General features: G+C 31.5%; 26 protein-coding genes. 6 read left to right on the forward strand and 20 right to left on the reverse strand.

Features of this window, described 5'->3' with window-relative positions:
• Window positions 1-361: 361 nt before the first annotated feature.
• Window positions 362-832 carry a hypothetical protein gene (locus B7R67_RS18335; protein WP_088072439.1) on the reverse strand — a complete coding sequence of 157 codons (471 nt, stop codon included), beginning with the start codon at window positions 830-832 and terminating at the stop codon, window positions 362-364.
• Between the two features lie 185 nt (window positions 833-1017).
• Here B7R67_RS18335 and B7R67_RS18340 point away from each other — a divergent pair, with 185 nt between their 5' ends.
• The gene (locus B7R67_RS18340; protein WP_088072440.1) at window positions 1018-1449 is read left to right on the forward strand and encodes a DUF2621 family protein; all 432 of its coding nucleotides are present in this window, start codon (window positions 1018-1020) and stop codon (window positions 1447-1449) included.
• A gap of 201 nt (window positions 1450-1650) precedes the next feature.
• Here the strand turns inward: B7R67_RS18340 and B7R67_RS18345 are convergent, their stop codons facing one another.
• From B7R67_RS18345 to B7R67_RS18355, 3 genes are all read right to left on the reverse strand, one after another.
• Window positions 1651-2142 carry a CcdC family protein gene (locus B7R67_RS18345; RefSeq protein ID WP_088072441.1) on the reverse strand — a complete coding sequence of 164 codons (492 nt, stop codon included), beginning with the start codon at window positions 2140-2142 and terminating at the stop codon, window positions 1651-1653.
• Between the two features lie 20 nt (window positions 2143-2162).
• Window positions 2163-2531, reverse strand: a complete 369-nt coding sequence (locus B7R67_RS18350) for a response regulator (RefSeq protein WP_088072442.1) — start codon at window positions 2529-2531, stop codon at window positions 2163-2165.
• Between the two features lie 75 nt (window positions 2532-2606).
• Complete coding sequence (locus tag B7R67_RS18355; protein WP_088072443.1) at window positions 2607-3314, reverse strand: cytochrome c biogenesis CcdA family protein; 708 nt, start codon at window positions 3312-3314, stop codon at window positions 2607-2609.
• A 632-nt stretch (window positions 3315-3946) separates the two neighbouring features.
• On the opposite strand from B7R67_RS18355, the gene B7R67_RS18360 reads away from it, so the two are divergent.
• Window positions 3947-4687, forward strand: coding sequence for an AzlC family ABC transporter permease (locus tag B7R67_RS18360; protein ID WP_088072444.1), 741 nt, complete (start codon window positions 3947-3949; stop codon window positions 4685-4687).
• Window positions 4684-4989, forward strand: a complete 306-nt coding sequence (locus tag B7R67_RS18365; protein WP_235822206.1) for an AzlD domain-containing protein — start codon at window positions 4684-4686, stop codon at window positions 4987-4989. The genes B7R67_RS18360 and B7R67_RS18365 overlap by 4 nt, the downstream gene beginning before the upstream one ends.
• Before the next feature lie 64 nt (window positions 4990-5053).
• On the opposite strand, the gene B7R67_RS18370 is transcribed toward B7R67_RS18365, so the two are convergent.
• The 8 genes from B7R67_RS18370 to B7R67_RS18410 form a co-directional block, all read right to left on the reverse strand.
• Window positions 5054-6943: a S53 family peptidase gene (locus tag B7R67_RS18370; protein WP_208615670.1), complete on the reverse strand. Its 1890-nt coding sequence runs from the start codon at window positions 6941-6943 to the stop codon at window positions 5054-5056.
• Between the two features lie 1282 nt (window positions 6944-8225).
• Window positions 8226-10010 carry an ABC transporter ATP-binding protein gene (locus tag B7R67_RS18380; RefSeq protein ID WP_088072446.1) on the reverse strand — a complete coding sequence of 595 codons (1785 nt, stop codon included), beginning with the start codon at window positions 10008-10010 and terminating at the stop codon, window positions 8226-8228.
• Window positions 10011-11762, reverse strand: a complete 1752-nt coding sequence (locus tag B7R67_RS18385) for an ABC transporter transmembrane domain-containing protein (RefSeq protein ID WP_088072447.1) — start codon at window positions 11760-11762, stop codon at window positions 10011-10013. It lies immediately after the preceding gene.
• 385 nt (window positions 11763-12147) lie between these two features.
• Window positions 12148-12357: a YneF family protein gene (locus tag B7R67_RS18390; RefSeq protein ID WP_088072448.1), complete on the reverse strand. Its 210-nt coding sequence runs from the start codon at window positions 12355-12357 to the stop codon at window positions 12148-12150.
• 82 nt (window positions 12358-12439) lie between these two features.
• A complete protein-coding gene (sirA, locus tag B7R67_RS18395; RefSeq protein WP_088072449.1) occupies window positions 12440-12877 on the reverse strand; it encodes a sporulation inhibitor of replication protein SirA in 438 nt (145 codons plus the stop codon).
• 193 nt (window positions 12878-13070) lie between these two features.
• The gene (gene tkt / locus B7R67_RS18400; RefSeq protein WP_088072450.1) at window positions 13071-15074 is read right to left on the reverse strand and encodes a transketolase; all 2004 of its coding nucleotides are present in this window, start codon (window positions 15072-15074) and stop codon (window positions 13071-13073) included.
• Window positions 15075-15257: 183 nt separating this feature from the next.
• Window positions 15258-15497, reverse strand: a complete 240-nt coding sequence (locus tag B7R67_RS18405; protein WP_088072451.1) for a DUF896 domain-containing protein — start codon at window positions 15495-15497, stop codon at window positions 15258-15260.
• Window positions 15498-15558: 61 nt separating this feature from the next.
• A complete protein-coding gene (locus B7R67_RS18410; RefSeq protein ID WP_088072452.1) occupies window positions 15559-16215 on the reverse strand; it encodes a YneB family resolvase-like protein in 657 nt (218 codons plus the stop codon).
• Between the two features lie 140 nt (window positions 16216-16355).
• Between B7R67_RS18410 and lexA the strand changes: the two genes are divergently transcribed.
• On the forward strand, window positions 16356-17003 hold the full coding sequence (gene lexA, locus B7R67_RS18415) for a transcriptional repressor LexA (protein ID WP_088072453.1): 648 nt from the start codon (window positions 16356-16358) through the stop codon (window positions 17001-17003).
• A 352-nt stretch (window positions 17004-17355) separates the two neighbouring features.
• Here the strand turns inward: lexA and B7R67_RS18420 are convergent, their stop codons facing one another.
• The 3 genes from B7R67_RS18420 to B7R67_RS22570 all read right to left on the reverse strand — a co-directional run bounded on the left by B7R67_RS18420 (window position 17356) and on the right by B7R67_RS22570 (window position 19304).
• Window positions 17356-17796 carry a hypothetical protein gene (locus B7R67_RS18420; RefSeq protein ID WP_088072454.1) on the reverse strand — a complete coding sequence of 147 codons (441 nt, stop codon included), beginning with the start codon at window positions 17794-17796 and terminating at the stop codon, window positions 17356-17358.
• Between the two features lie 213 nt (window positions 17797-18009).
• Window positions 18010-18426, reverse strand: a complete 417-nt coding sequence (locus B7R67_RS18425) for a GNAT family N-acetyltransferase (RefSeq protein WP_088072455.1) — start codon at window positions 18424-18426, stop codon at window positions 18010-18012.
• 239 nt (window positions 18427-18665) lie between these two features.
• Window positions 18666-19304 (reverse strand): glucosaminidase domain-containing protein, encoded by a 639-nt coding sequence (locus B7R67_RS22570; protein WP_235822208.1) that lies wholly within the window; start codon window positions 19302-19304, stop codon window positions 18666-18668.
• Between the two features lie 235 nt (window positions 19305-19539).
• On the opposite strand from B7R67_RS22570, the gene B7R67_RS18435 reads away from it, so the two are divergent.
• Together B7R67_RS18435 and B7R67_RS18440 are read left to right on the forward strand one after the other, a co-directional pair.
• Entirely contained in the window at window positions 19540-19875 is a 336-nt protein-coding gene (locus B7R67_RS18435; protein WP_088072456.1) for a L,D-transpeptidase, read from the forward strand.
• 271 nt (window positions 19876-20146) lie between these two features.
• Window positions 20147-20653: an FUSC family protein gene (locus B7R67_RS18440; protein ID WP_088072457.1), complete on the forward strand. Its 507-nt coding sequence runs from the start codon at window positions 20147-20149 to the stop codon at window positions 20651-20653.
• 264 nt (window positions 20654-20917) lie between these two features.
• On the opposite strand, the gene B7R67_RS18445 is transcribed toward B7R67_RS18440, so the two are convergent.
• The 5 genes from B7R67_RS18445 to B7R67_RS18465 all read right to left on the reverse strand — a co-directional run.
• Entirely contained in the window at window positions 20918-21253 is a 336-nt protein-coding gene (locus B7R67_RS18445; protein WP_088072458.1) for a DUF3139 domain-containing protein, read from the reverse strand.
• Between the two features lie 382 nt (window positions 21254-21635).
• Window positions 21636-22970: a type I glutamate--ammonia ligase gene (glnA, locus tag B7R67_RS18450; RefSeq protein ID WP_088072459.1), complete on the reverse strand. Its 1335-nt coding sequence runs from the start codon at window positions 22968-22970 to the stop codon at window positions 21636-21638.
• A 114-nt stretch (window positions 22971-23084) separates the two neighbouring features.
• Entirely contained in the window at window positions 23085-24386 is a 1302-nt protein-coding gene (locus B7R67_RS18455; protein ID WP_088072460.1) for a glutamine synthetase family protein, read from the reverse strand.
• A gap of 56 nt (window positions 24387-24442) precedes the next feature.
• A complete protein-coding gene (locus B7R67_RS18460; protein WP_088072461.1) occupies window positions 24443-24844 on the reverse strand; it encodes a MerR family transcriptional regulator in 402 nt (133 codons plus the stop codon).
• 685 nt (window positions 24845-25529) lie between these two features.
• Window positions 25530-26173 (reverse strand): lipase family protein (locus tag B7R67_RS18465; RefSeq protein ID WP_158095147.1); only part of this gene is annotated, 644 nt, incomplete at its 5' end.

Here is a 26173-nt window from a genome sequence, read left to right on the forward strand (position 1 = left end):
GAAGATTTAAACAGCAATTTTTATGAAAAAGAATTAAATAAATTAATTTAAATATGTGATCAAATTGATTAATCACATGTTCTAAGTAAAGGATATTTAGATCGTTTTTTAAATAAATACTTTTTTTGAAGAATAAGTTGATTGGAACGAAAGGATGATCACTCCTATGGGAAATGCGGAAAGGCTAAAGACCCCGCAGGCTTGCCGAGGAGGCTCAGGGTTTCGCCCCATGGAAAGCGTGCATCCTGTAGTGGAAATAAACATCACCAACTTCCTTTACGAAAATTTGGTCATTATTTATCAAGATTATTTTTTAACAGCATGAAAGCCAAGTTTACGCTATAAACTTGGCTTTCATTACTCAGCTATTTTTATTTATTAGGATGATCAATTCTTCATCAAATTTAATCTCAGAATTTAATTTTAATAATTCTTTTATAAAAGCTTTTGGATTTTCAAGTGTTAATAAGATCGGTTGTACTGACTCGTTAATATGGATTAAAAGCGTTATAATTTCTTTATTTTTTCCATATACCTCGACTAATTGTTTAACTTCTGTAATTTCATGAATCTTTAATTTAAGTGTTAAAATACCTTTATGAATAACAATTTCTTCCTGGTTTAATACGATATCACTTCTTATTAGGCGGAAAGCTGTAATTGCTAAGACAATGATCACGACGGAAATTTGTAAATACGTTTTTAAATCATTCCCATTTCCAACTAACATTGAAATTAACTTGTACAGAAAGATTAGGAATAGTGAAGTTGCGGCCATATAAAATAATACACTTAGAAAAGTAAAGTGAGAAGAGAATTTAGTTTCGTTCACAATCTTTCGCCTCCTCTACGACTTTTTTCTTCGTTTTTTCTACTATATGTTCCAAATCTTTAAAATGAAACTAGTACGCTAAAATAATTGGTCATTTTTTGACAAAAAAATAAGTACTTGCTTGATAGTTGCCATATTTTCTTACTATAATAGTGTTATGTTTGCATATTATGAGGAGGATACATATGTTTTCATTCTTTTCACAGATAATGATTGTCTTATGGACAATTTTCTTATTAGGAATGATGTCAATCGGTGGATATTTTATGTTTAGAAAGTTCTTAAAAAGATTACCAAAAGAAGATGGTAAATCGATTTTAGATTGGCAGGAAGAATATTTACAACAAACACGACATTTATGGTCAAATGAACAAAAAGAATTACTTGATGAATTAGTACAACCTGTGCCTAGCTTATTTAGAGATGTGGCTCGAGATAAAATTGCAGGTAAAATCGGAGAATTAGCACTTTTAACTAATGCTACGCAAATCACACAAGGATTAATCATTGAAGGCTACATTAAAGCTACACCAAAACGTGATCATGCTTTTTTAGTTAAAACTCTAAAGAAAAAAGAAATTGATTTTACTGAATTTAAGCATTTACTTGCGAAATAAATCGTTTCAGAAAGCCCGCATAAACGCTTGCTTTCTTCGTTGCTTGGACTGTCGAGCGGTTCTCAAACCCCGCTCTTCTATAGTCTTCGTGCCTCGATAGTCAATCGTTTTCAAACAATCTTTAAAATCTGAATGAAATTAATTTCTCAATACAAAAAAACGTGTACCATTAGGTGCACGTTTTTTCATGAATTAGATAGATTATGAAATAATTGAATCTGATGAAAGCTGATTTTTCATTTTTGTATATGATTTATACATCGCTAAACGCCATGGAACAATCATCGAAAATGCTAATAAGAAGAACATTCCACTTAATTGACTTACGTCTATTGATGAACTTAAATATAACTTCATAATAATTCGAACGACTAATAAACCAAGCAAAATGAAAATGAATGCTTTTGATCTTTTTAGATAGATTTCATTATTTATAATTTCAAATTTTGACGTTTTAATTAAAAATAATGAGAAAAACATTCCGATAAAAATTGCCTCAAGTACTTCAGAACCAGTTAATCTAAATTCAGGTACTAAATACATAAATGCGCCAGTACTCATGAAAATTGGAGGTAAAATAATTTTTTTTAAATTTGTAGGCTTCTTTGCGGCTTTTATTCTAATGACGATTACACCTAATGCCATACATGTTGCTAGAACTGTGCTTAAAATTATACTTAAATTTTTACTCATTTTTCCCACTACCTTTTATCTCAATCTTGAAGACTAAAAATCCTCTCAAGTGCACTTAGAATTTTTGAATCATATACAGGCTTCTCTATAAAGTCGATCGCCCCATATTGAACGGCTTCATTTACTATATTATCTTGAGCCATCGCAGATATCATAATAATCTTTGCATCCTGGTGATTTTGTTTAATTTCTTTCAGTGCTGTTAAACCATCTTTTTGCGGCATCGTGATGTCAAGTAACATAAGATCTGGTTTCAACTGATTATACAATAATACAGCTTCTACTCCATTTGAAGCAAACCCAATTACTTCATAACCTGCATTTTTTACAATATCACCTATTTTAGTTCTGATAAATAAGGAATCATCAGCGATTAAAATCCTTGCCACAACTAAGCCCCCTATAGGAAATTCATTAAATACTATAACCTAAAAAATTCAATAAAACAATTAAACTTAGTTAGATTAAAAACCTCTAAAGCCACCTGTTATTCTTGTAAAATAAATCGTAATTTCAGTTAACCAATCAAAATATAATAATATCCCCATAATGATCATAATATAGCCACCAAAAACAACAATTTTATGAGAATACTTTTTTATCCAACTCAATGATCCTAAATAAAATGACAAAACAAAAAATGGAATTGAGAAACCAAGTGTATATGCTAACATATAAAATAAACTTGAGCCTGGATTACTAACTGCTAGTGCAAATACAGACGTTAAGATTGGTCCAGTACAAGGTGTCCATCCTGCTGCAAAAGCTAACCCAATTAAAGTAGATCCAAGAAATCCTGAAGGACGCTTAGAAAATTGAAATCGTTTGTCATTCATTAAAAATTTAGGTTGAAAAATACCAGTAACAACTAGTCCTAGGAATACGATTAAAATTGCACCAACTTGACGAATAAAATCTTGGTATCGCATAAAAAAAGAACCTATAATTGAGGTACTAAATCCTAAAACAATGAAAATAATTGAAAAACCTAATAAAAAGAATAGAGTATGTAATAAAGTCTTACTTTTATGTATTCTTTTCTCATTTTGTAAATCACTTAAAGATACCCCTGTGATATACGATAAAAACGCTGGATAAATCGGTAGACAACATGGAGAAATAAAGGAAAGAAAACCAGCCCCAAATGCAATACCAATATTTAAATCCCCCATCAACTTACATCCCTTCTAATCTATACATTCTAGTTAACATTATAACAGAATTACTTTTTAAAGAGTATTAAAAGTAGTTAATTCGGAAATAGTGAGGATGATCAATTTAGAAAGTGTTTTAAATAAAAATGTAGAAAAATGTAATTTATGGAATATTTTCACGATCATTTCGGCACACTTTCTAATATATTAATTTATTTAAATTTAGGTGGAAAAATGATAAAAAAAATATGGCCAACACTTATCCTATTATTAACTCTCATTCTTTATTATTGGATAATACTACCGTTCATTTATAAATTTCATGAATAAATCCATAGTACTCATTACTTTAGAATTAATCCGTATGCCCCTATTTACCACTTCTATTCTTTAATTGAAAACTACTATTCCTTTTAACGATTCTATTCATTTAACGATTAAAAAATTTAATATTCTTAATTTAAAAATTATTTAGTTTTATAGTATAATCATATGAAAACCTTAAAAAGTGTTGAAAATTCTTCCTAGTTTCTCTTAAAAAGGTAGAAAAATTGATTTTTCTAATATCATTTTAGCTTTTAATTCTATTTAGTACTTTAGAATTTAACTTTTTAACACACTTTTAAATTGAAAGGAGATCACACATTAATATGTCTACTGTTTTGCAGCAATCTAATATGTCCCCTGTAAAATCAAATCGTAGCAAAGAAATGAAAGACGGATTTTTAGCATCGGTTCCGTTAATAATTGGATATTTACCTGTAGCGTTTACATTTGGATTAATTGCGAAACAAGCAAACATCGATTTACTTAATACACTATCATTTAGTACGCTAGTTTATGCGGGTGCAAGTCAGTTTATGGGATTGTCGATGTATTTAGCAGGAGTCAGTTTAATCCAAATCTATATCGCGACTTTTATTTTAAATTTTAGAAACTTTGTTATGAGTCTATCATTTAATAACCAATTTAAAAGTTTACCATTTTGGCATAGAGTCTATTTATCAATCACATTGACCGACGAAAACTTTGCAGTTACTACGTTAGGTGAAAATAATCATTCGATTAGTCGATCTTCTACTTATTTAATTACATTACACACGATTGCATATTCCACTTGGATTTTTGGTACATTTTTAGGGGTTATTTTCTCTAATTTAATTCCCCAAATAATAAGAGATAGTATGGGGATTTCTTTATATGCTATGTTTATTGGATTACTAACACCAGCAGTTCGTTCAAATTGGAGAGCATGTTTAATCGTTATAACTAGTATGCTATTAAACTTCACGTTTTCATTCGTTTTAAGTAAAGGCTGGTCATTAATACTTTCTTCTATTCTTGCTAGTTTACTAGCTATTGTTTTAATGAGAGGTGGTAACAAAAAATGATCGTATTTCTATTAGTTTTAGGAATGTGTTTAGTTACAATGATACCAAGAATTATCCCTGTTTTTATCGTTGATCGTGTTCAATTTCCTGAATGGGTTTCATCATGGTTAAAAGGTGTACCTTATGCTGCGCTTGGAGCTTTAATTTTCCCAGGAATACTAAGTGTTCAAAAAGGGAATTTAAGTGTTGGTCTTGTCGGTGGGATCGTTGCAATTATTTTATCTTTACTACGTTTACATATTATTTTTGTTGTTTTTGGTGCGATTGGTACTGTTTTAATTATGAAACTTTACTTTATTTGAACTACTAATTTATATAAACTTATACAAAAAAGTCGCTAAAAATAGCGACTTTTTTATTGATTAATTATTTATTCGAGGAATCAAATTTTTCCGCGAGTTTAGATACATCTGGTATACCTAATCCAGTTGCTTGGTTATAAAGCGTACCAGGTGTGCCAGTATAGAATAGATTATCGTTATCAGCACCATTTTTATTTAAAGGCGTGAAAGGTGAAGCCGTTTGTTGTGCAAATCGATAGATTTGTGGATTCCAAAAACCTACTTGAGTGTGATCTGCACTATTAATTAAAGCTGATAATCCATTTAATTGTGGTGAAACAAAGCTTGTCCCTCCAAAAACTGCATAACCTGAATTTTTACCAGGTTGACCTGGGTCACTTAAATAAACGTAATATCCAGTGTATGGATCTGCAGCCATGGATAAATCTGGAAGGTTTCTTCCTGTACCTTTTCCTGAAATAAGAGTTGGCTGTTTATATGTTGCACTTGCTAAATCTTGTGAAATATTGAATTCATCCACAGCAGAGAATGAATTCACACCGCTTACACCATTTTGATAGTCTGGTGTGTTAAAGTAGGTACTGAACCCTCCTCCTCCACCATTGATCAAGTTTGTATCCGGAAGTTTTCTTGCCTTAAAGTAATCATGTAAATAATCCCAACCCCATGCTCGTTCTTCACTTACTTTTACATCTAAGCCAGTAGAGTTAGAGTGGAATTGGAAAGGTAAAGTCGTTCCACCTGCTGCTGTAATATATGGACTTGCAGCTGGAAAATCAGCTGTCAATTTAAATACTTTATCAGTTCCTCGTGTTTCATCGTATGCGCCAGCATCGCCTGCTGCTGCAAACATTGAAATACCTTGTGCTGCTGCTTGCATAAATAACTGATTAAATGTTTCTTCATATTCCGGTGCTTCCATTTGTTGCTGAACATACGCATCAATACTTAATTCGCTTGATCCCCAGCTAACAGAAATTTGTTTTGCTATGTTATCGTTAATTGCATTTGAAAACGCATCTACAAATCCAGTATCTGAATTAGGTCCAACATACACATTTATATTTGCTTGCGGAGCAATTGCACCAGATTGCTGTACATCTAATGTAGTTTCTTCATAACCATCCCAACCTGAACCTCCATCGACATCAGTTACCTTAATTCGATTCGGTTTTGTAGGAATACCAACATTATCCCAAAACTGATATGCATCATCAGGATTAAATTCAGCCAAAGTTACGATACCAATTGTTTGACCTTCCCCTGTCGCCCCCTTTTTATAAAGAGGATTAACATTGTAGTGTTCCTGTAAATCTTGCGGTGTAAGACTTAATGGACCAGTTGGAACATCATTCTTATCAATGACTGTAGGTTGTTTTACAGCTCTAGATTCTAAATTTGAATAATTGTTTAATCCTAAAATACATAAAATATTATCTGAAATTGCCTTAGGAAGCGTTGGATTCTTTTTAGTAGAATGGATTCTTTTTCCTTTATAACTAGCATATTTTAATTCTACGTTTAAGGCTTTGTTTAATTGAGCAACTGTTCCCGTTGCTGTAATTGTTAAATTATTTGCATGAACATCAGACTTAATGCCAAATGATTGTAGGTAAGCAGTAACAGAATGGATATAGGATGGATTAGGTGCGTATTTCGCTTTGAATTCATTTACACTAATATATTTGCGGTAATGTGGAGAATATGGTGTAACTGTTTCTTTAATGTATTTTTCTAAATCATCTTTGTTTTGAAGCTTCATGACAAAATCGATTGATAACACCGTGTTTGGATCCATGTCACCAAAATAATTCGTTCCTTGTAATACAGCTGCTCCTGTTCCTTGAGCTACTTCTTTATTTACTTCTGCTGCGACTTTAGAAGTAGGTGTATTAACAAATAATAAAGAGCTTGCTGCAGCTACAGTCATTAAAGGTTTTCTCCAGTTTTTCAAACAGTATTCCTCCCAATAATCAATTATGTAACAACTTAATAAGTTAGAAATTTTATCTTGCTTGAATTACTAAACAATTTGTATTTCTTGCATTCGATTGAAATGATGAAAAAATTTTTACATAATAAATAGTAAACTTAGATTCTATTATTTAATTCACCACCCACCAGTATTAGTATTTTAGAATATCATCTTTACTTCTTTAAGTTTTTGTGTTTTAGTGCATAAAAATAACTGAAGCTAAATACTTATTCCTATGTATTCGATTATAATTCTGGAAATGTTCCACTTAAAGAAATTTCATTCGATAATTTATCTTAAAATCCATCATATAACTTGTATTTTCTACATTTTAAATAACGTTTTACTCGAAATTCCGATTGCATAAAAACACATTAATTAAAAGAAATTAATGATATTTTTAATCATTTTTATAAAAAATAATATAATTATAGTTTTTCTGATATAACTATGACGTATACTTGATAGATAAAATTATGAAAGTTCTAGTTTTCGTGCTCTTATAGTTATCTTTTTTTCTACCCATTCTGTGTGGTCTTAATAGATTCCATTTTAAAGAAGGCTCTTCAAAAATGTATCTTACTAGAATAATTAAATTTACATATTTTTATTAATTACAACTTTAAACATGTTCAAGATCCCTCTTAATCATTAAAACGTATTAATGTTTTTAATTTTATTTGAACAATGTAAAAAATAGCTAGTTTTAATTATCTACTTTACATGTTGTTTAATAATGAATTTTCCACTTAAATTCTTTTTGTTATTGTTCATTATTATTAAGAATGTAATTTGTTGAATTCCACTGCAGGATGCTCGCTTTCCGTGGGGCGAGAGCTGAGCCTCCTCGTCACGTTCGTTCCTGCGGGGTCTCAGCCTTCCCGCATCTCCCACAGGAGTCGACCATCCTTCCGTTCCATTCAACTTTTCTTTAAATTAAAGTATATTCACTTAAGAACATTTAGTAAAAACTAGTGCAAACATTTTTACTTTCATTTTAACCTTTGAAATATTAGCATATTAATTAGTATCATAAATTTATTAAAAGCTTTATATGCCTACTTTATATAATAAGAAGATAAATAAATTAACTTATACTTCTAAAAGGTAATTAGACTTTTAATTAATGTTCCAATCATTTAATCCGGTAAATTTATTGTATCTCAACTAAATTTAGTTAAAAAAAAAAAAAAATGCACCATCATTTGATAGTTGAGTCTACCAATTGAGGTGCATTTCAATTTATTTAGTTCCTTTTCTGTTATTCTGCAAATTGAAGGGATCCTTTATTTTGTAATAAATACATATTATAGTATAATCCTTGTTTCGCAAGGAGCTGTTGGTGGTTACCTTCTTCTACAATTTTGCCCTTGTGCAATACATAAATGCAATCTACGTCTTGTATTGTTGATAATCGGTGGGCGATAATTACCGTTGTTCTACCTTTTCGCATTTCAGTTAAAGCTGTTTGAATTGCTTCTTCTGTTTCACTATCGATATTTGCAGTCGCTTCATCTAAAATGAGAATTGTTGGTTTTGCGGCAATTGTTCTAGCAAAAGTTATTAATTGGCGTTGGCCACTTGATAGGGTAGAACCCCTTTCCACGACCGGTTCATCATAACCATTTGGTAATTTTTCAATGAATTCATTTGCTCTTACTAATTCAGACGCTTCTCTTATTTCCTTATTTGTTATCGATTGATTATACATCGAGATATTCCCTTTAATATCTCCCACAAATAAGTAAGGATCCTGTAAAACTAATCCGATATTAGATCGTAATTCACTTTCTTCAAAAGCAGATAAATTTTGCTCATCAATTTGAATCACTCCGTCTTTTACATCATAAAAACGCAATAGTAAATTCATGATTGTTGATTTACCACTTCCTGTATGACCGACAAATGCTACGGACTGACCAGGTTTAACTGAGAATGAAATGTCATGAATAACATTGTGAATGCCGTCGTATGCAAACGAAACATTTTTAAAATCAATACTTCCTTCTTTAACTTTTGGTAAGTCATGACCTATTTTAGTCGGTGCTTTTTGTTCTTCATCCATTAAATCAAAGACTCTTGAGGATGAAACAACCGCTTGCTGTAATAATGACAACTTCATCATCATCTGTGTTATTGGTTCAAAAAATCTTTCTAAATAACTTACAAACGCATAAACTGTACCAATTTCAACAGGATTACTAAATGAAGTTATACCAAAAAAGCTTAATACAAACATGATCCCAATTGTATAAATTAAATCAGTTGCAGGTCTTAAAAAAAGCGAATCTAATCGGATTGTCTTTACTCCTGCATTAAAATGGGATTTGTTTACACCTTCAAATTCATTTTGCAATCTCTTTTGTTGATTAAATGCCTGAATAATCGACATCCCTTGGAGATGCTCATTTAATTTTGCATTTAAATTACTTAATTGTCCTCTAGTTTCCATAAAGAACGGGAAGCTCTTCTTACGGTACGTTAAGATAATAAAATAGACAATTACAACTAAACCAACACAAATAGTTGCTAATTTCACATCTAACGAGTACATAGCAATGATAATACCAACAAGGAAGACTATTTGTTGAATAAATGTTGCTAATACACTTACATAAAAATCTTTAATTGCTTCAGTATCATTTGTAATTCTTGAAACAATGCTTCCGATTGGTGTTTTATCAAAAAATGAAAAAGCTAACGAATGGACATGTTCGTAAACTTTCATTCTTATATCTTGAACGACTTTAAATGCAATTTGCTGGAACATTAAAAGCTGTAAATAAGACAAAATAATTTTTCCAATTGTAATCGCAACATATAAAGAAAACAACTTAATAATTATATCCTTTGGAAAATATCTTTTCATTAAGTGGTCATCAAGAAATCTTTTTACTAAAATCGGACCATACATTTCACATGCAGTAGCAAGGAATAAAAAAATAAATGCAAAGGTTAATAAAACTTTATATTTTTTTAAGAATGAAAGAAGGCGAATTAAATCCTTCTTCTGTCTTGAAGCATCGATTTCAATTTCCTGATTCATCTACCTTCCTCCTTGCTCTACTAGTTCTTCAAGCTGTTGTCTTTCAAACATCTCTTTATACCAACCATCAATTTGAACTAGTTCTTCATGTTTCCCTCTTTGAATGATCCTACCTTCATCTAAAACGATAATTAAATCGCTATGCATTACGGCACTCATTCGATGTGAAGTGATAAATGTTGTTTTACCACTTCTTTCATTTTTTAGAGAACGTAATATTTTTTCTTCAGTTTTCGCGTCTACAGCAGATAGACAATCATCTAATATTAAAATATTCGGATTTTTTATTAAAGATCTAGCAATTGATATCCTTTGTTTTTGTCCACCCGATAATGAAACGCCTCTTTCACCAACAATTGTGTCATATCCTAAAGGAAACTCTAATATATCGGCGTGTATATTCGCTATTTCAGCAGCTTTATGGACATGATCAACCGATGATTCAATTTGGCCAAATGCAATATTTTCCTTAATAGAAGTTGAAAACAAGAAATGTTCTTGTGGAACATATCCAATATGTTCTCTTAACGCTAACAGTGTGGTATCTTTTATATTCACATCACCAACCGTTATACCTCCGTTTTCTACTTCATACTCTCTTAATAAAAGCTTTAAAAGAGTCGTTTTTCCTTGGCCAGTTTTACCAACAATCCCAACCGTTTGCCCTTCCTGAACATTAAAACAAATATCCTTTAACTCAAAATTTGATTGCTCATTAAATTTAAAAGAACCAATCGAGTAATTGATCTCGCCCATCGCTAATTCTTTTAATGCATGTTCTTTATCTTTTATTTCTGCCTCAACACTTAACAATGCTCTAATTCGATCGTATGAAGCACGACCTCTTTCAACAATATTAAATAACCAACCTATTGCAAGCATTGGCCAGATTAAAATACCTAAATATGTAACGAATGTAATTAACTGCCCAACAGTAATCTCATCTGCTATCACTAATCTTGAACCGTAGACAACAGAGATAATATAACAAATCGAAACAACTAACATGATTGTAGGATCAAATAGAGCATCAATTCTTGCTACCCTCATATTGTACTTTACTACTAAATCTGCTTGATTCTTAAATGCAGAAACATCCTCTTTTATTTGCCCTAAGCTTCTAATAACTTTTAATCCGCTCATACTCTCTTGAACTTTATTATTTAATTCAGAAAAAGATTCCTGAGCTAAATGAAATCGTTGATGTAATAATTTACCATAATATTGCGTTAAGATTGCCATTACTGGTAAAGGTAAAAGACTGACAAGTGTTAACTTCCAACTAATTGAAACAGACATCATGATCAAAACGGAGCCACCTAATATAATTGAATCAACAAATGTTAAAATTCCAGCTCCAGCCGTTTCCCTTACTGCTTGAACATCATTTGTTGCATGGGCCATTAAATCACCAATTCGATTTTTTTGATAAAACGAAGGAGACATTTTAGAAAAATGATCATACAAATCATCTCTCAACTGTCTGGCTAATTTTAAAGAAGAACCAAAAATTAATCTTCTCCACCAATAACGAAATGTATAAAGCAATAATCCATTAATGAAAATTAAACTTACCCAAAATAATAAATTTTTGCTATTGAGTGTACTTTTAATCATTTCATCAATTACATATCCAATTACCTTCGGAGGCAGTAGCTCTAATATTGCAACGACAACTAAAAGAGATATTCCCCATATGTAGCTTCTTTTTTCTTGTTTAAAAAACCATAACAAATCTTTAAAGACTGACATTCCTTCACCCCCGCGAAATACAAAAATTGACTTTAAAAAATATTGCGAAAACTTGAGACATAGTGTTCATTATATCATAAAATTTAAATAATTTTTAATATTTGCTCCATAAAAAATAGCTGTTGTTTCTCTAATATATAAGCTACTACTTTAATTTTTAGGTTCAATTTAAAATGAATGGTGATGATTTCTCGGCAAGCCTGCGTGGTTTCACCTTTCCATCTACTCCCATTGGCGTATCGCTCCTTCCACTCCAATCAAAAATCTTTTTCAAAATGTATTTTGATAAATTAACGTTAATAAATTCTTAAGAGACAATTACTTAAAAATTAAAAATACACAAACCGATTTGGTTTGTGCATCTTATAAGAGCTTTTAACTCATATTATTTTGTTTGATTATTCATTGCCTTCATCATTTGATTAATTTTCTTTTGTGAAGGTTTTTGTCCCATTTGAGCCATCATAACTTTTAACATTTGTTCATTGATTGGTGGATTTTTCTTTAAATAGTTCATTGTGTATTGACGAGCTATGAAAAATCCAATCGCTACACCAGCAACTAATGCTAGTAAGCCGACTAGAAAATACATCATTTATTGCTTCCTCCTTAAAATCATCTAGAACAATTTTACTAAAACAAACCTGTTAATACAAGAGCATTCTGCAATTTAATCGTTAAATATACTTTTGATAGGCGATTGGTCGTAACCAGCCAAATCTCTGATCCTTCACATCAATCGCAAGAAACGTTGAACGAAATTTCCTTAAGAGTTCGAAGAATATTGTTTCGGACTCTAATGTTCCAGTTGCAGACAAAAGAAGTTCATTAGGATAAATTTTGAGCTGTGCTTTCCCACCATCAGCAAGTTCTAGTAAATATTCACCAGTCTCCTCATAATAGTAGATCTGAAGAGGATTCATTTTGCGAATAAATGTGTGTAGCTCAAATAAAGGTATTGGTTCTGTAATATATTGTAATTGTTTTTCAATTATCTTCTTTAGTTCCAATGTTGAATAATAAAATTCATGTACTAGTTGATATATTTTATGCTCTTTTCCATAAAATTCTATAGACAGTGGTTCACGAATTAAAAAAATTTTATATTCCCTCATATCTTGTCCACTCCCAACAACTATCTGTTTGGAAAATTATATAAAATTCCAAACAAAATTTTTGTCTTTTTAAGGAGTGAAAAACAACTAGTTTTGTCGAAAAATATTAAAAGCAGGATGAAGGAAAGACAGGATCAAGTTATTTATCCCCTATCTCCTGCTTTTCCTACGCTTACCCCTGCACTTCCTGGCCTTAACCTAATACTTTTTTCGCTGCTGATACTACATGATCAACAGTAAATCCAAATTTCTCCATTAATAGGTTTCCTGGAGCTGATGCACCAAATGTATCAATTGCAATAACTTCTCCTTCAAAACCTACATATTTATGCCATCCGAAAGATGAGCCCATTTCAACAGCTACACGTTTTGTAACTTCTTTTGGAAGAACTGATTGTTTGTATTCCTCAGATTGTTTTTCAAATAAATCCATTGAAGGCATTGAAACAACAGAAGCAGAAATTCCTTCAGCTGCTAATTTTTCTTGAGCACCAACAGCTAATTGTACTTCGCTTCCAGCAGCGATTAATACAACATCAATTTTATCTTGTTTCGCAGGTGAAATTACATAAGCACCTTTTGAAACTTTATTATAAATATCAGAAGTAGTTCCTTCTAAGATCGGTAAATCTTGACGTGATAGTACTAACATTGTAGGTGCATCTTTCGCTTCAACTGCGATTTTCCATGCAGCCGAGCTTTCATTTCCATCAGCAGGACGAATCACATTAATATTTGGCATTGATCTGAATGATGCCAATTGTTCTACAGGCTCATGAGTAGGTCCATCCTCACCAACAGCAATACTATCATGAGTAAATACATAAGTAACTGGTAAATTCATTAGTGATGCTAAGCGAATTGCAGGTTTTAAGTAATCAGAGAATACAAAGAATGTAGCTCCAAATGCGTGTACTCCTCCGTGAAGTGCCATACCATTTAAAGCAGCACCCATCGCAAATTCACGTACACCAAACCATATATTACGTCCATCGTAGCTTTCTCTACTAAAGTCACCTTTACCGTTCATATACGTTTTGTTTGATCCAGCTAAGTCAGCAGATCCACCAAAGAAGCTAGGTAATACATTTGCAATCGCGTTAATTGCTTCACCAGAAGATGAACGAGTAGCAATTTTTTTGCCTATTTCATATTTCGGTAATGCTGTTTCTATATCTACAGTGATTTTACCTTCGATTGCATTTTTTAATTGAGTTGCTAATTCAGGATATTGTTCTTCGTATTTTGCAAATGTAGCATTCCATTCTGCTTCTTTCTTTTCTCCAGCTTCAACAATTACTTGATTGAAGTGAGCATAAACTTCTTCAGGAACATGGAATGGATTTTCATAACTCCACGCATAAGCTTGTTTCGTTAAAATTGTTTCTTCTTTACCTAGTGGTTCACCGTGAGATTTTGATTTACCAGATTTGTTTGGAGAACCATAACCAATTGTTGTTTTAACTTCAATTAATGTTGGTTTAGATAATTCTTGTTGAGCATTTTGGATGGCTGCAGAAATTTCATCTAAATTATTGCCATCTTCCACTCTAATTACTTGCCAGCCGTAAGCTTTAAAACGATCTTCTACACTTTCAGAGAAAGAACGATTTAATTCTCCATCTAACGAAATATCATTTGAATCGTATAATACAACTAAACGACCTAAGCCTAAGTGACCTGCTAATGAAGCTGCTTCGGCAGATACACCTTCCATTAAATCTCCATCACCACAAATAGAATATGTAAAGTGGTCAACTACATTAAAATTGTCCTTATTATATGTATCAGCTAAATGACGTTCTGCTAGCGCCATACCAACTGCCATTGCAATTCCTTGTCCTAATGGACCTGTTGTTGCTTCGACACCATGAGTATGTCCATATTCAGGGTGACCTGGTGTATTACTTCCCCATTGACGGAAGTTTTTAATATCTTCGATTGATACTTCATAGCCAGATAAATGAAGCATGCTATACAGTAACATAGAACCGTGACCTGCTGATAAAACAAATCGGTCTCTATTAAACCATTTTGAATTTTTCGGACTATGATTCATATATTTTGCAAATAAAGCGTAGGCCATTGGTGCAGCACCCATAGGCATTCCTGGATGACCAGAATTTGATTTTTCGATCGCATCAATAGAAAGAGTACGAATCGTATTAATTGCTAATTGTTCAATATTAGTAGACATAAATTTCGCTCCTTTAGCTTATTCACAGATATTATCATATAATTTACCATGATTTATTACAATAACTATCAATTAGTTTTGACATTTTTAACATTTTCTTTCCAAGAAATAGAAAAAAAGCAGAAAATACTCTGCTTTAACTGCTTACAACCGTTCTATAATAAAGTAAATTTATTATTTTTCTTAATGTAAATTTCTTTTACGCATCGCTTTTTCATATTTTAATTTTGCAGGAGTTATATCATTTCCTTTTTCGTCGACAATTTTCAGTGAAGTTAATTCATCGACCATGCGAGAACGAAAATCTGCTAAATATTCTTTTCTTAATTGATCTTGTTCTACTTTTTCATCAGGAGTTAATCCTACTTCTTTTGATTTCTTTGATAATTCATTTATTCTATTTAAAGTTTTTTTAGTAACCATTTTAACCTCTCCTTTAATTGAATCTAACTAGTCAATGTATCCCATCTTACAATAAAATGCATTAGCTTTCAATCATAGAGATTTCATTTAAATACTCATTATATCTTCTATTGACAGTTGCTTTTGAAACGTCATAACCAAATCCTCTTAAGGTAGCCGCAATTTCTTCAAACGTAAGCTCATTCTGTCTTAGTCTGACAATTTCTGAGATAGGTAATTCTTTTTTGTCTCTACCACCTGCATTTACACTTCCAGCTAAATTCCTTTGGGGTTTATACCCGTTTTCAACTGCCTTTTTCATTCCTCTTTTTATTTTCATATTATGAATTTTTCGTTGATATTCCTCTACTATACTTAAAATTTCTAAGACCATTTCATCACTTTCACTAAATTGAAATTGACCATTTTGAGAAGAAGTAAATAATCTTATTCCTTCTTTTTTTAAATAATGTAGGATTGCAATTCTAGCATGGCCTCTACCTAATCGTGTTTCATCTTGTATTAACAAAACATCGACTTGATTGTCCTTGATGATTTGAAATAATTGAAATAAGCCTTCCCTTTCTACTTCATACCCACTTGCTTGTTCGCTTATTGTTTCTAGAATACACATTCCCATCCGCTCGGCTAATTCGGTTAGTTCACTAATTTGTCTATGCAGTGATGTTTCTTGTGAATCCTTTGCTGTACTTACTCTTGCGTAGATAATTGCATTCATTATTTGTTCCCTCCATACGAACATGAAAACTATATTCATTAAAAAACGAACTAACGTTTGTATATTATATCCTATCATGATATAATGAAAAAAATAAAGAGGAACGTATTATCTACTTTATAAGCAAGGGGGACAATAAGATGAACAAATTATCTAAGAGGCAAGCAGAAATACTAGCTTATATTAAAGATGAAGTAAAAATTAAAGGTTATCCACCTTCAGTAAGGGAGATTGCTGAAGCTGTTGGCTTAGCTTCAAGCTCAACTGTTCATGGTCATTTAGAGAGATTAGAACAAAAAGGATATATTCGACGAGACCCTACAAAACCTCGTGCAATCGAGATTTTAGGCGAAAGTAATACGGTTGTAAATGAAACTCAAGCTTCATACAATGAAATTTATAACGACATAATTAACATCCCTGTTATTGGTAAAGTTACAGCAGGTGTACCAATTACTGCTGTTGAAAATGTTGAAGAATATTTCCCACTACCATCATCAGTCGCACCGTCTAACGAGCAAGTTTTTATGCTACGTGTAGAAGGAGATAGCATGATGAATGCTGGCATCTTAAACGGAGATCTTGTTATCGTTAAGAAACAATTTACAGCTGAAAACGGTGAAATTGTTGTCGCAATGACCGAAGATAGTGAAGCAACTGTAAAACGATTCTATAAAGAAAGTGACCACTTCAGACTACAACCTGAAAATGACGCACTTCTTCCAATTTTATTAAAACAAGTATCAATTTTAGGTAAAGTTGTTGGAGTTTACCGTACATATCATTAATTAATCTTATTGAACTAAATCGAACATTTTATTTTGAAGATTAATATACACATAATTTATATACAACCATATATTATAAAACTCATTCTAAAAAGCAATGACATTAAAATGTGATTGCTTTTTATTTTGAACTAAACATAAAAACTAAGTTCTTTTGTTTCCGAATCGACATCTTTTATCAGAGACAAATAACTGTTTTAAGGTTCATGATTAAACGCTTACCAACTAGAGTAAAAAAAAATAGAGCTAGGGAATCCCTAGCTCTATTTTTTTTGTTTTATTCAATTTTGCTATATTAAAAGAATCAGAGGAATAAGTTCCACAAGCAAATTTAATACTTATTATTTTTATCCTATTCAATATAATTCTCAAAATTCTTTTCTAAATCATCGCGAAATGCAATCGCTAAATAATTGTCAATAATATTTCTAGTAATTGGTGATTGGAAAACCTGACTCTTATAAGCTCCACCTTCATATTCAATTATATCAATCTTATTTTCAATTTGTTCATTTTGCATTTCATCAAAATATTTTATACTTACAACGACCTCTGTATCATCAATCGTTATTAGCAACTCTCTTTGATTTAACAAGACCTCAATAACATTATTTTTGTCAATCATAATGTCAAATTCACCATTTGAAACTTCAATTTCCTTTTTTAATGATTCTTTTAAATCAATAAAATATGATTCGAATTTCTCACACATTTTACTATAGGCCATATTTTCAGTAACGGTTTCTTTGTAGATTGCTTTAGTTTTTAAGATGAATTCCCTTTTAAAATCCATATTTCCACTCCTTGTAATGATATAATTGGAGCACATCTATATTATTACTATTCAAGTAACATTGGAAATTAGAATAGCAGGAATCATGTTGATAAAATTTTTAAAAGAAATTAAGGCATCTAAGCTTATTTTCCCTTCACCTTGATCCTTCCTTTTCCTTATTAATGCTCTAAAGAAAAAGCAATCATACTGAAACTAAAATCAACCGTCTTTTTAGGTTAATAATTTCACAAAAATGATTTCTGGATCACCTTCATCTAAATTATCGATGATCCCACTTTCCAAATATCCTAAAGAATGAAATACTTTTTGCATTGGCATATTTGATTTATTCGTTGAAGAAAATATTTTATTCTCATTAAAGTTTTCTACATATTCAATCAGTTTTTTTGCGATTCCGATCCTTCTCAACCTTGGATTTACGATTATTAAATCTATAAATAGATGACCATAAAAGTAATGATGGTAAATTAAAAACCCTACAATTTCATTATTTATTTCACAAACGATACATCTATTTTCTTGAATCGACTTTCTAATTTGATTTTCTCTCACTCGTCTTCCGATTACGAATGAATCCAAATCTACAATTTGTTTAATATCATTTATTACTGCTTGTTTAATTTCCACTTTAATCCCCCCATTTCTATTAAAGTTAATTCTACTATTCGACACGTATAAATAAATGCCCTTTTTCAATGTCCTTAATAACACGAAAAAGAAATCTCGCCGATTGACGAGTCTTTAGGAGAGACAGAGACTTAGTTATTTATACTTGATGCTTAAAATCGGGAACTATGTCGAGTCTCCTAATAAATGCCAATATAAAAAACCTGTATTAATTAAAATACAGGTTTTTTATATTTTTATTAGACATTTGATGGATTGAAAAGTTTACTCCAAGTTTCTTTTCCAACTATACCATCAATTGCTAACCCATTTTTCCGCTGGAATTCTTTTACTGCATTTTCAGTTAGTACCCCAAAAATACCATCTACTTTTACTCCGACTTTCTCTTGTATTTTCTTTACCTGCTCTCCTCTTGCCCCCTTCTTTACGATTCCATTATAAGGATTTTCTAGTTTAATGATCTTTTTATATAAACCATTTCTTATATTTGCATTATTTACTGAAATGAGAACATCTGCATAGTTAGGTGATGCAGCCCAACCCGCCGCTGCAATCGCTTTAAATTGGGCATTTGCAGTTTTATATGTTTTTACTTTACTGTATCTTGGATTACTTAATATAAAATCAACATAACCTGTTATTGGGTCATCGTATTTTATATAATAACCCCCTTCACTTTTTGGCCTAGCAGTACCTTTACTACTTTGAGGTAAGCCAGGATACCAAGTTTGACCTGCAATATTATTATTTTTTTTAAAGTTTTTCGAAGTAAAGTGAGCTGTTTCTACTTGCCACTGAGTATAAATTACTTCAGGTAACCAACCAATCTTCTTCGAAACTTCCTGAGCAAGTTGAAAATATTTAACTGTATTAGACACTATTTACGATTCATCTCCCTTAAATGCTTGTCCTATCATACAGATTATTCATAAACGTATCATTATGTTCTAAGACAATAGTAGAAAAGTAATGTGTCTTTCTCTTTTTTTTGTATTTCCTCTGTAAAAAGTCATCCATTCTAAAAATTTGTTTTGTATATTCTAGGATCTAACAAGATGATTAACCCCTAGTTAATCTCTTTCATACAATGGTAAAAAAATGGAGCTGATTAAAATGACTAATTGGATTGACATTTCAACGTCTCAGCACCAATTGAAGCTGTTTAACGGTAGCCAACTTTTAAAAACTTACCCAATTGGAGTTGGTAAAATGCTTACTCCAACACCAACCGGAACATATACCATTATTAATAAACATCCAAACCCTGGTGGCCCTTTTGGAGTTCTTTGGATGGGTTTATCAGCACCTCATTACGGCATTCATGGTACAGACAATCCTTCATCAATTGGGCATTACGTTTCGCATGGTTGTATCCGGATGTATAACCATGATGTACTTGAATTATCTTCAATGGTCTCGATTGGAACAGGAGTTTTAATTCGTAAATAGATTACTTAGTTTTCAGCTAGATTTGATATCCGGTTTAATATATGTCTTAAGTAAGCTGCTCTCTAATAGAAACATAGAAAAAGGACCAGATTAAATCTCGTCCTTTTTTTTAGTTCAAGGGTTTGTTAATGTTAATTGTTTATTTTTTACAATACACATATTTGAAAAAGATTTTATGCAATTTAAAGAAATTGATTGAAGTTTAAATACATATTATTAGTTTAATAATGAGAAAATAATAAAAATGTAGAAATTATCTATCGAGGTATTTATGAATGTAACAACACACCAAAATTCAAATGCAAGTTTATCAATAATTCTTATTTGGAAATTAGCAATTGGATCTACTTTATCATGGGAAATTTCAAGACTTTTAGGTTCTACTCATCCATATTTAGCACCTCTCTCAGTTATTTTAACAGTCCAATCAACGTACGATAAAACCATTATCCTCTCCTTAAAACGTGTAATTGGTACAATGATCGGTATCATTGTGACAGTTTTAATCGCAAGTCATTTGAAAGTAAACGGAATAAACTTAGGATTATTAATACTGATAGGTTGTTTTATTGGTAAATACTTGAAATTTGATAAAAAAGTGCTGCATCAAATTGCGCTTACCATATTATTTGTATTTAGTTTTGAACACCAATCAGATCAATATGCGATTGATCGAATGAGAGATACACTTGTTGGGGTATTAGTTGCATGTTTAATTCAAGTTATATGGTCTAAACTGATAGTACGAAAAAAGACTAGTACAAGTACTTTATCATAGCAATGAAAAGATTTAATACCACCATGATTGGTGGTTTTTATATCTTTAATAGTAAAAAAACCTCGACACTAACGTCGCCAAGGCTTAATTTATGAATTAATATACTTACTATCATTATTGATCGCATTCACAAAGTTGAACTTGAGTCCGGAACAGGATTTAACTATAATTTAATGGATCATGATAAGTCAAAACCTATTATAAAAAGCACATTCATATAGATAAAAAACCAACCTAACTATTTTTTAGTTAGGTTGGTTTATCTTAAGGTTTTTTTCCAATCATTTTTTCATATTCAACTGCACTATATCCATACCCTTTTAAATAATATGAATCTAACAAAATTTTGTCTGTCTTAGAATCTACATAATAATAAAAAATACCTTTATCACCTTTTAAGATAACTCGTACGGTACATTTAGTACCATCTTTAAAAAAATTATAGTAAGGTTTAATCTCCTTTATATTTTTTTCCTTAACATTTTTTTCTGTTATTAAATAATCTTTGACATCATTTTTAATCAATACAGCTTTAATTTTAAAATAAGATGGAACTAAAATTACTATGAGCAAAAAACAAACTAGTATTTTTTTCTTCATTTAATTCAATCTCCATTTCATCAACTAAATGACCATAATTATTCACTTTTACTAGTAAACTTAGTTCCAATTTAAATTTAAATTTTTCTAGTTTAATTTAATAAATAGATTTTATTACTTATCTCATTCTACTTACATAAATCTTTTATATTAATTCTTTTTTTATTATAAAATAATCTAATAAAAAGTTTATCTTAATCTTGAAATTTAATGTTTCAAATTTGAAACATCAGAAATTAAATACACATCCAGTACTTTATAGAAGGCACAGATATATGAAATTCATACAAGAAAGTCTCACGGTAGCATTCAAAATACAGCTGATGTTTATTCAAATAATTAGAAAAACCCTTAGCGCAATTAGCGCCAAGGGTTGATTTTATTAATATACTGACATGTATTGATCGCGTTCCCAAGGGTGAACTTGAGTTCTGAAGATATCCCATTCGATTTCTTTTGCTTCAACAAAGTGTTCGAATAAGTGTTCACCTAAAGCATTTACAATTACTTCATCTGTTTTTAATAGCTCTAATGCTGCAGCTAAAGTTGCTGGTAAGTCGATAATACCAACTTCTTCACGCTCTTCTTTTGACATAACGTAGATGTTACGATCTACTGGAGCTGGAGCTTCTAATTTGTTTTTGATTCCGTCTAATCCTGCAGCTAATAATACTGATAATGCTAAGTATGGGTTAGCAGCTGGGTCAACTGAACGTACTTCTACACGTGTACTTAAGCCACGAGATGCAGGAATACGGATTAGTGGACTACGGTTTCTTGCAGACCAAGCAACGTAACAAGGAGCTTCGTAACCTGGTACTAAACGCTTGTACGAGTTTACAGTTGGGTTTGTAACAGCTGTAAAGTTTGGAGCGTGCTTTAAGATACCTGCGATAAAGTGACGAGCAGTTTCACTTAAACCTAATTCTCCAGACTCATCATAAAATGCGTTTTTGCCATTTGTAAATAATGATAAGTTACAGTGCATACCTGATCCGTTTACACCGAATAATGGTTTTGGCATGAATGTTGCGTGTAAACCGTGTTTACGAGCAATTGTTTTAACTACTAATTTAAATGTTTGGATGTCGTCACAAGCCTTGATTGCACCAGCATATTTGAAATCAATTTCATGCTGACCAGGAGCAACCTCATGGTGAGATGCTTCAATTTCAAAGCCCATTTCTTCTAATTCAAGTACGATATCACGACGGCAGTTTTCACCTAAATCAGTAGGTGCTAAGTCAAAGTAACCACCTTTATCATTTAATTCAAGTGTTGGTTCGCCTTTTTCATCTAATTTAAATAAGAAAAATTCAGGCTCAGGTCCTAAGTTGAAATCTGTAAAGCCTAAAGCTTCCATTTCTTTTAACATACGTTTTAAGTTATTACGAGGATCTCCTTCAAATGGAGTACCATCTGCATTATAAATATCACAGATTAAGCGAGCTACTTTTCCTTTTTCAGCAGTCCATGGGAATACTACCCAAGTATCTAAATCAGGGAATAAATACATATCTGACTCTTCAATACGAACGAATCCTTCAATTGAAGAACCATCAAACATCATTTTGTTGTCTAAAGCTTTTTCAAGCTGACTTACTGGAATTTCAACGTTTTTGATAACCCCTAGTAAATCCGTAAATTGTAGACGTATGTACTTTACGTTTTGTTCTTTTGAAATACGGAAAATATCTTCTCTTGTAAACTTAGCCATTTTAAAAGTTCCCCTTTCGTATGCAACAAACAAAATTAGTCTAACACACTTTAAAATAGAAAAGTAGAGATATTCCACTACCACTTTTCTATTTTTTTATATTAATTTTAGTGATTAGCAGTTTAAATATGTTTCTTTTTCCCATTCTGATACACGTAAACGATAAGCATCCCATTCTTCTTTTTTGTTTTGAAGGAAAGAATAAAATACGTGTTTACCTAATACTTGCTGTAAAAATTCACTGTTTTCTAATTCTGAGACTGCTTCAAGTAAGCTCCCTGGTAATGTTTCAATCCCTTCAGCTTTTCTTGTAGCATCATCCATCAGATATAGGTTCTCACTGCGTTCAGTAGGCGGTGTTAATTTTCTTTCAATACCATCTAAGCCTGCAGATAATAAAACAGCTAATGCTAAGTAAGGATTTGCAGATGGATCTGGATTTCGTACTTCGATACGAGTTCCTGCACCTCGTGCAGCTGGTATACGAATTGTACAAGTACGATTACTTTGTGACCAAGCTACGTATACTGGTGCTTCATAACCTGGCACTAATCGTTTATATGAATTAACAGTTGGATTTGTTACTGAAGCATTAGCACGAGCATGCGTTAATACACCTGCAATAAATTGGCGTGCTGTTTCAGATAACCCAATTGAATCATGCTCATCATAAAAGGCATTACCGTTATCATTTCCTAGACTCATATGACAATGCATTCCTGAGCCATTTTCACCGAAAATAGGTTTTGGCATAAACGTAGCAACTAAACCATATTTTTCTGCGATTGTTTTAACTGTATATTTAAATAATTGTATATTATCAGCTGTTTGTAGACCTGGCGCGTATTTCCAATCAATCTCATGTTGACCAATTGCTACTTCGTGATGCAAAGCTTCAACTTCTAACCCTAATCGTTGTAGTGCTTTCGTAATTTCACGACGAATTGTAACTGTTTTATCTAGGGGAGCTACATCAAAATATCCACCATTGTCATTTGGAACTAATTGATTACCTTCTTTTAAAAATAAAAAGAATTCAGGTTCTGGTCCTACATTAAAAGAGGTAAATCCCTTATTAGTTGCTTTTTCAATTGAGCGTTTAAGCACATTCCGTGGATCTCCTTCAAAAGGTCTGCCATCTGGGTAGTGAACATCACAAATGAATAGGCCAACTTTTTCGTCTAGATCGACTTTCCAAGTATTTAAATCTGGGAAAAGCATCATATCACTTGCTTCTATTTTCGTGAATCCATTTATACTAGATCCATCAAACATAGTTTCATTGTTAAGTATTTTTTCAATTTGCGTGATTGGTAGTTCTAAATGTTTAAATACCCCTTCGACATCTGTAAAAAATAACTGTACAAATTCAAGCCCATGTTCTGAAACACTATTTAAAATCGTTTCTTTTGTCATTTATATTTCCCCCTAATAAATATAAAAGCTAGAAAAATCCTGATTTAATCAAAAACTTAATGAAAGAATCGAGACATATCTCCTTGTCGTAAAGAAGTTTTACCTAATTTACCATTTTGATATAACTCTTGACGAAGCATCTTTCGAAGTTGTTCATCTGAAATTGATTTTTCAACAATGACTTGTTGTACTACAGTTTCTTTGGACTTTTCTGACGATTTTAAATTAAGTACTTCTTTAATTCCTGCTAAATTTAAGCCTTGTTCAATAAATTTTTTTATTTCTAATAATCGATCGACATCATTGAAAGAAAATAATCTACGATTACTTTCAGTTCGAGCTGGTTGAATTAAATCATGCTCTTCATAATATCGAATTTGTCTTGCTGATAATTCAGTTAACGAAATGACGATTCCGATTGGGAAAAGTGGTGTTGAGCGTCTTACTTGATCATTCATAGCAATGCTCCTTTCGTTCCTCTATTTGTATTTTATTTCATGTTAGAAAAACTGTCAACACGATGTTAGAAAATCTAACATGACTTTTTTTGATTTTTTATTCTATGCAGTATTTATAAAAAATTCTACTAATTCAACAAAAAAAATAATCTCCATTAGTTTCGAGATTATTTTAGATTATTAAATATATCGGTCAATATGAAAAAAGATCAGTAGTGAACAATTTTGGAAATAAAATTAGGATTTTTGATAATCGATTAATGAATAGAAATGTTAATCTGTTATGAGCAATATTTATAACACCATCAAACTCAAATCATTATTTATTTCTTTTTCATTAGTTTAAAATATTAAATACTAAATTCTTAGAAAAATTAATTTAAACTGATTAGTAATTTGTTATAAAGGATATTTAAATAGTTACTTAATGAATACTTATATTAATGAATGAGTTGATTGGAACGAAAGGATGCTCGACTCCTATGGGAAATGCGGAAAGGCTGAGACCCCGCAGGCTTGCCGAGGAGGCTCAGGTTTCGCCCCATGGAAAGCGAGCATCCTGTAGTGGAAATGAACATCACTCAACTTCCTTTACGAAAATTTGATAGTTATTTGACAAGATAATTTTTCAACAGCGTGAAAAAAGCTACTATTATAAGTAGTAGCTTTAAATTAGATAGTTTTTTTATTTCCAAAATACACTCTCAAACTCCGCTAAATTATGATATGGATACAAAGGTTTTAATAGTCTTGCTTTGGTCCATAAATCTGTCGTTTTTTCTAATGCTTCTAAAGATGTTTTATAGTTTTCATCAACTGTAATGTATTTTACATTACCAAGATGCTGAAGTGAGTAACCTGTAATTTGTTTAAAAAATGTTTTACTAGAGTAATCTAATGGGTCACCTTTTACAATATAGTTTGTAAATAATGGTTTATATGCTTTTTGTATGCTCACAGTTTTTGCATGAAGTTTATTTGAGTCATCATCCAATAAGATACCTAAGGAGTTAAACGTCACCCCTTGTACGAACAGATTACTTTTCATTTGCTTATCATTATGAAGGTGGTACCCTACAAATTGAGCTAAATAGCCACCAAACGAGTGTCCAGTTACATATACACTAGCTTCCTTGTTCTCTTTTTTATTTAAGATTGATTTAACCCATTTATATGCTTCTTGTGCTTGTGCATCAACAACAACGGGAGAACCATTTTCTGGAGATTCAAAACCAACCAATCTTTGATAGATGTCTTGTAAATTAATTTTCTTTAGTCCACTAAACGCAAATAATAAACTGTTATTTTTGTTGTTCTTTAAAGCAATTG

Source organism: Gottfriedia luciferensis, assembly GCF_002156865.1.
Taxonomy (GTDB): Bacteria; Bacillota; Bacilli; order Bacillales; family Bacillaceae_G; genus Gottfriedia; species Gottfriedia luciferensis.

Bases quoted from the DNA above. Each gene is read 5' to 3' on its own strand.
- B7R67_RS18340 (WP_088072440.1), top strand. From the start codon at position 1,018: ATGTTTTCATTCTTTTCACAGATAATGATTGTCTTATGGACAATTTTC.
- B7R67_RS18345 (WP_088072441.1), bottom strand. From the start codon at position 2,142: ATGAGTAAAAATTTAAGTATAATTTTAAGCACAGTTCTAGCAACATGT.
- B7R67_RS18355 (WP_088072443.1), bottom strand. From the start codon at position 3,314: ATGGGGGATTTAAATATTGGTATTGCATTTGGGGCTGGTTTTCTTTCC.
- B7R67_RS18360 (WP_088072444.1), top strand. From the start codon at position 3,947: ATGTCTACTGTTTTGCAGCAATCTAATATGTCCCCTGTAAAATCAAAT.
- B7R67_RS18365 (WP_235822206.1), top strand. From the start codon at position 4,684: ATGATCGTATTTCTATTAGTTTTAGGAATGTGTTTAGTTACAATGATA.
- B7R67_RS18380 (WP_088072446.1), bottom strand. From the start codon at position 10,010: ATGAATCAGGAAATTGAAATCGATGCTTCAAGACAGAAGAAGGATTTA.
- B7R67_RS18385 (WP_088072447.1), bottom strand. From the start codon at position 11,762: ATGTCAGTCTTTAAAGATTTGTTATGGTTTTTTAAACAAGAAAAAAGA.
- B7R67_RS18390 (WP_088072448.1), bottom strand. From the start codon at position 12,357: ATGATGTATTTTCTAGTCGGCTTACTAGCATTAGTTGCTGGTGTAGCG.
- sirA (WP_088072449.1), bottom strand. From the start codon at position 12,877: ATGAGGGAATATAAAATTTTTTTAATTCGTGAACCACTGTCTATAGAA.
- tkt (WP_088072450.1), bottom strand. From the start codon at position 15,074: ATGTCTACTAATATTGAACAATTAGCAATTAATACGATTCGTACTCTT.
- B7R67_RS18405 (WP_088072451.1), bottom strand. From the start codon at position 15,497: ATGGTTACTAAAAAAACTTTAAATAGAATAAATGAATTATCAAAGAAA.
- B7R67_RS18410 (WP_088072452.1), bottom strand. From the start codon at position 16,215: ATGAATGCAATTATCTACGCAAGAGTAAGTACAGCAAAGGATTCACAA.
- lexA (WP_088072453.1), top strand. From the start codon at position 16,356: ATGAACAAATTATCTAAGAGGCAAGCAGAAATACTAGCTTATATTAAA.
- B7R67_RS18420 (WP_088072454.1), bottom strand. From the start codon at position 17,796: ATGGATTTTAAAAGGGAATTCATCTTAAAAACTAAAGCAATCTACAAA.
- B7R67_RS18435 (WP_088072456.1), top strand. From the start codon at position 19,540: ATGACTAATTGGATTGACATTTCAACGTCTCAGCACCAATTGAAGCTG.
- B7R67_RS18440 (WP_088072457.1), top strand. From the start codon at position 20,147: ATGAATGTAACAACACACCAAAATTCAAATGCAAGTTTATCAATAATT.
- B7R67_RS18445 (WP_088072458.1), bottom strand. From the start codon at position 21,253: ATGAAGAAAAAAATACTAGTTTGTTTTTTGCTCATAGTAATTTTAGTT.
- glnA (WP_088072459.1), bottom strand. From the start codon at position 22,970: ATGGCTAAGTTTACAAGAGAAGATATTTTCCGTATTTCAAAAGAACAA.
- B7R67_RS18455 (WP_088072460.1), bottom strand. From the start codon at position 24,386: ATGACAAAAGAAACGATTTTAAATAGTGTTTCAGAACATGGGCTTGAA.
- B7R67_RS18460 (WP_088072461.1), bottom strand. From the start codon at position 24,844: ATGAATGATCAAGTAAGACGCTCAACACCACTTTTCCCAATCGGAATC.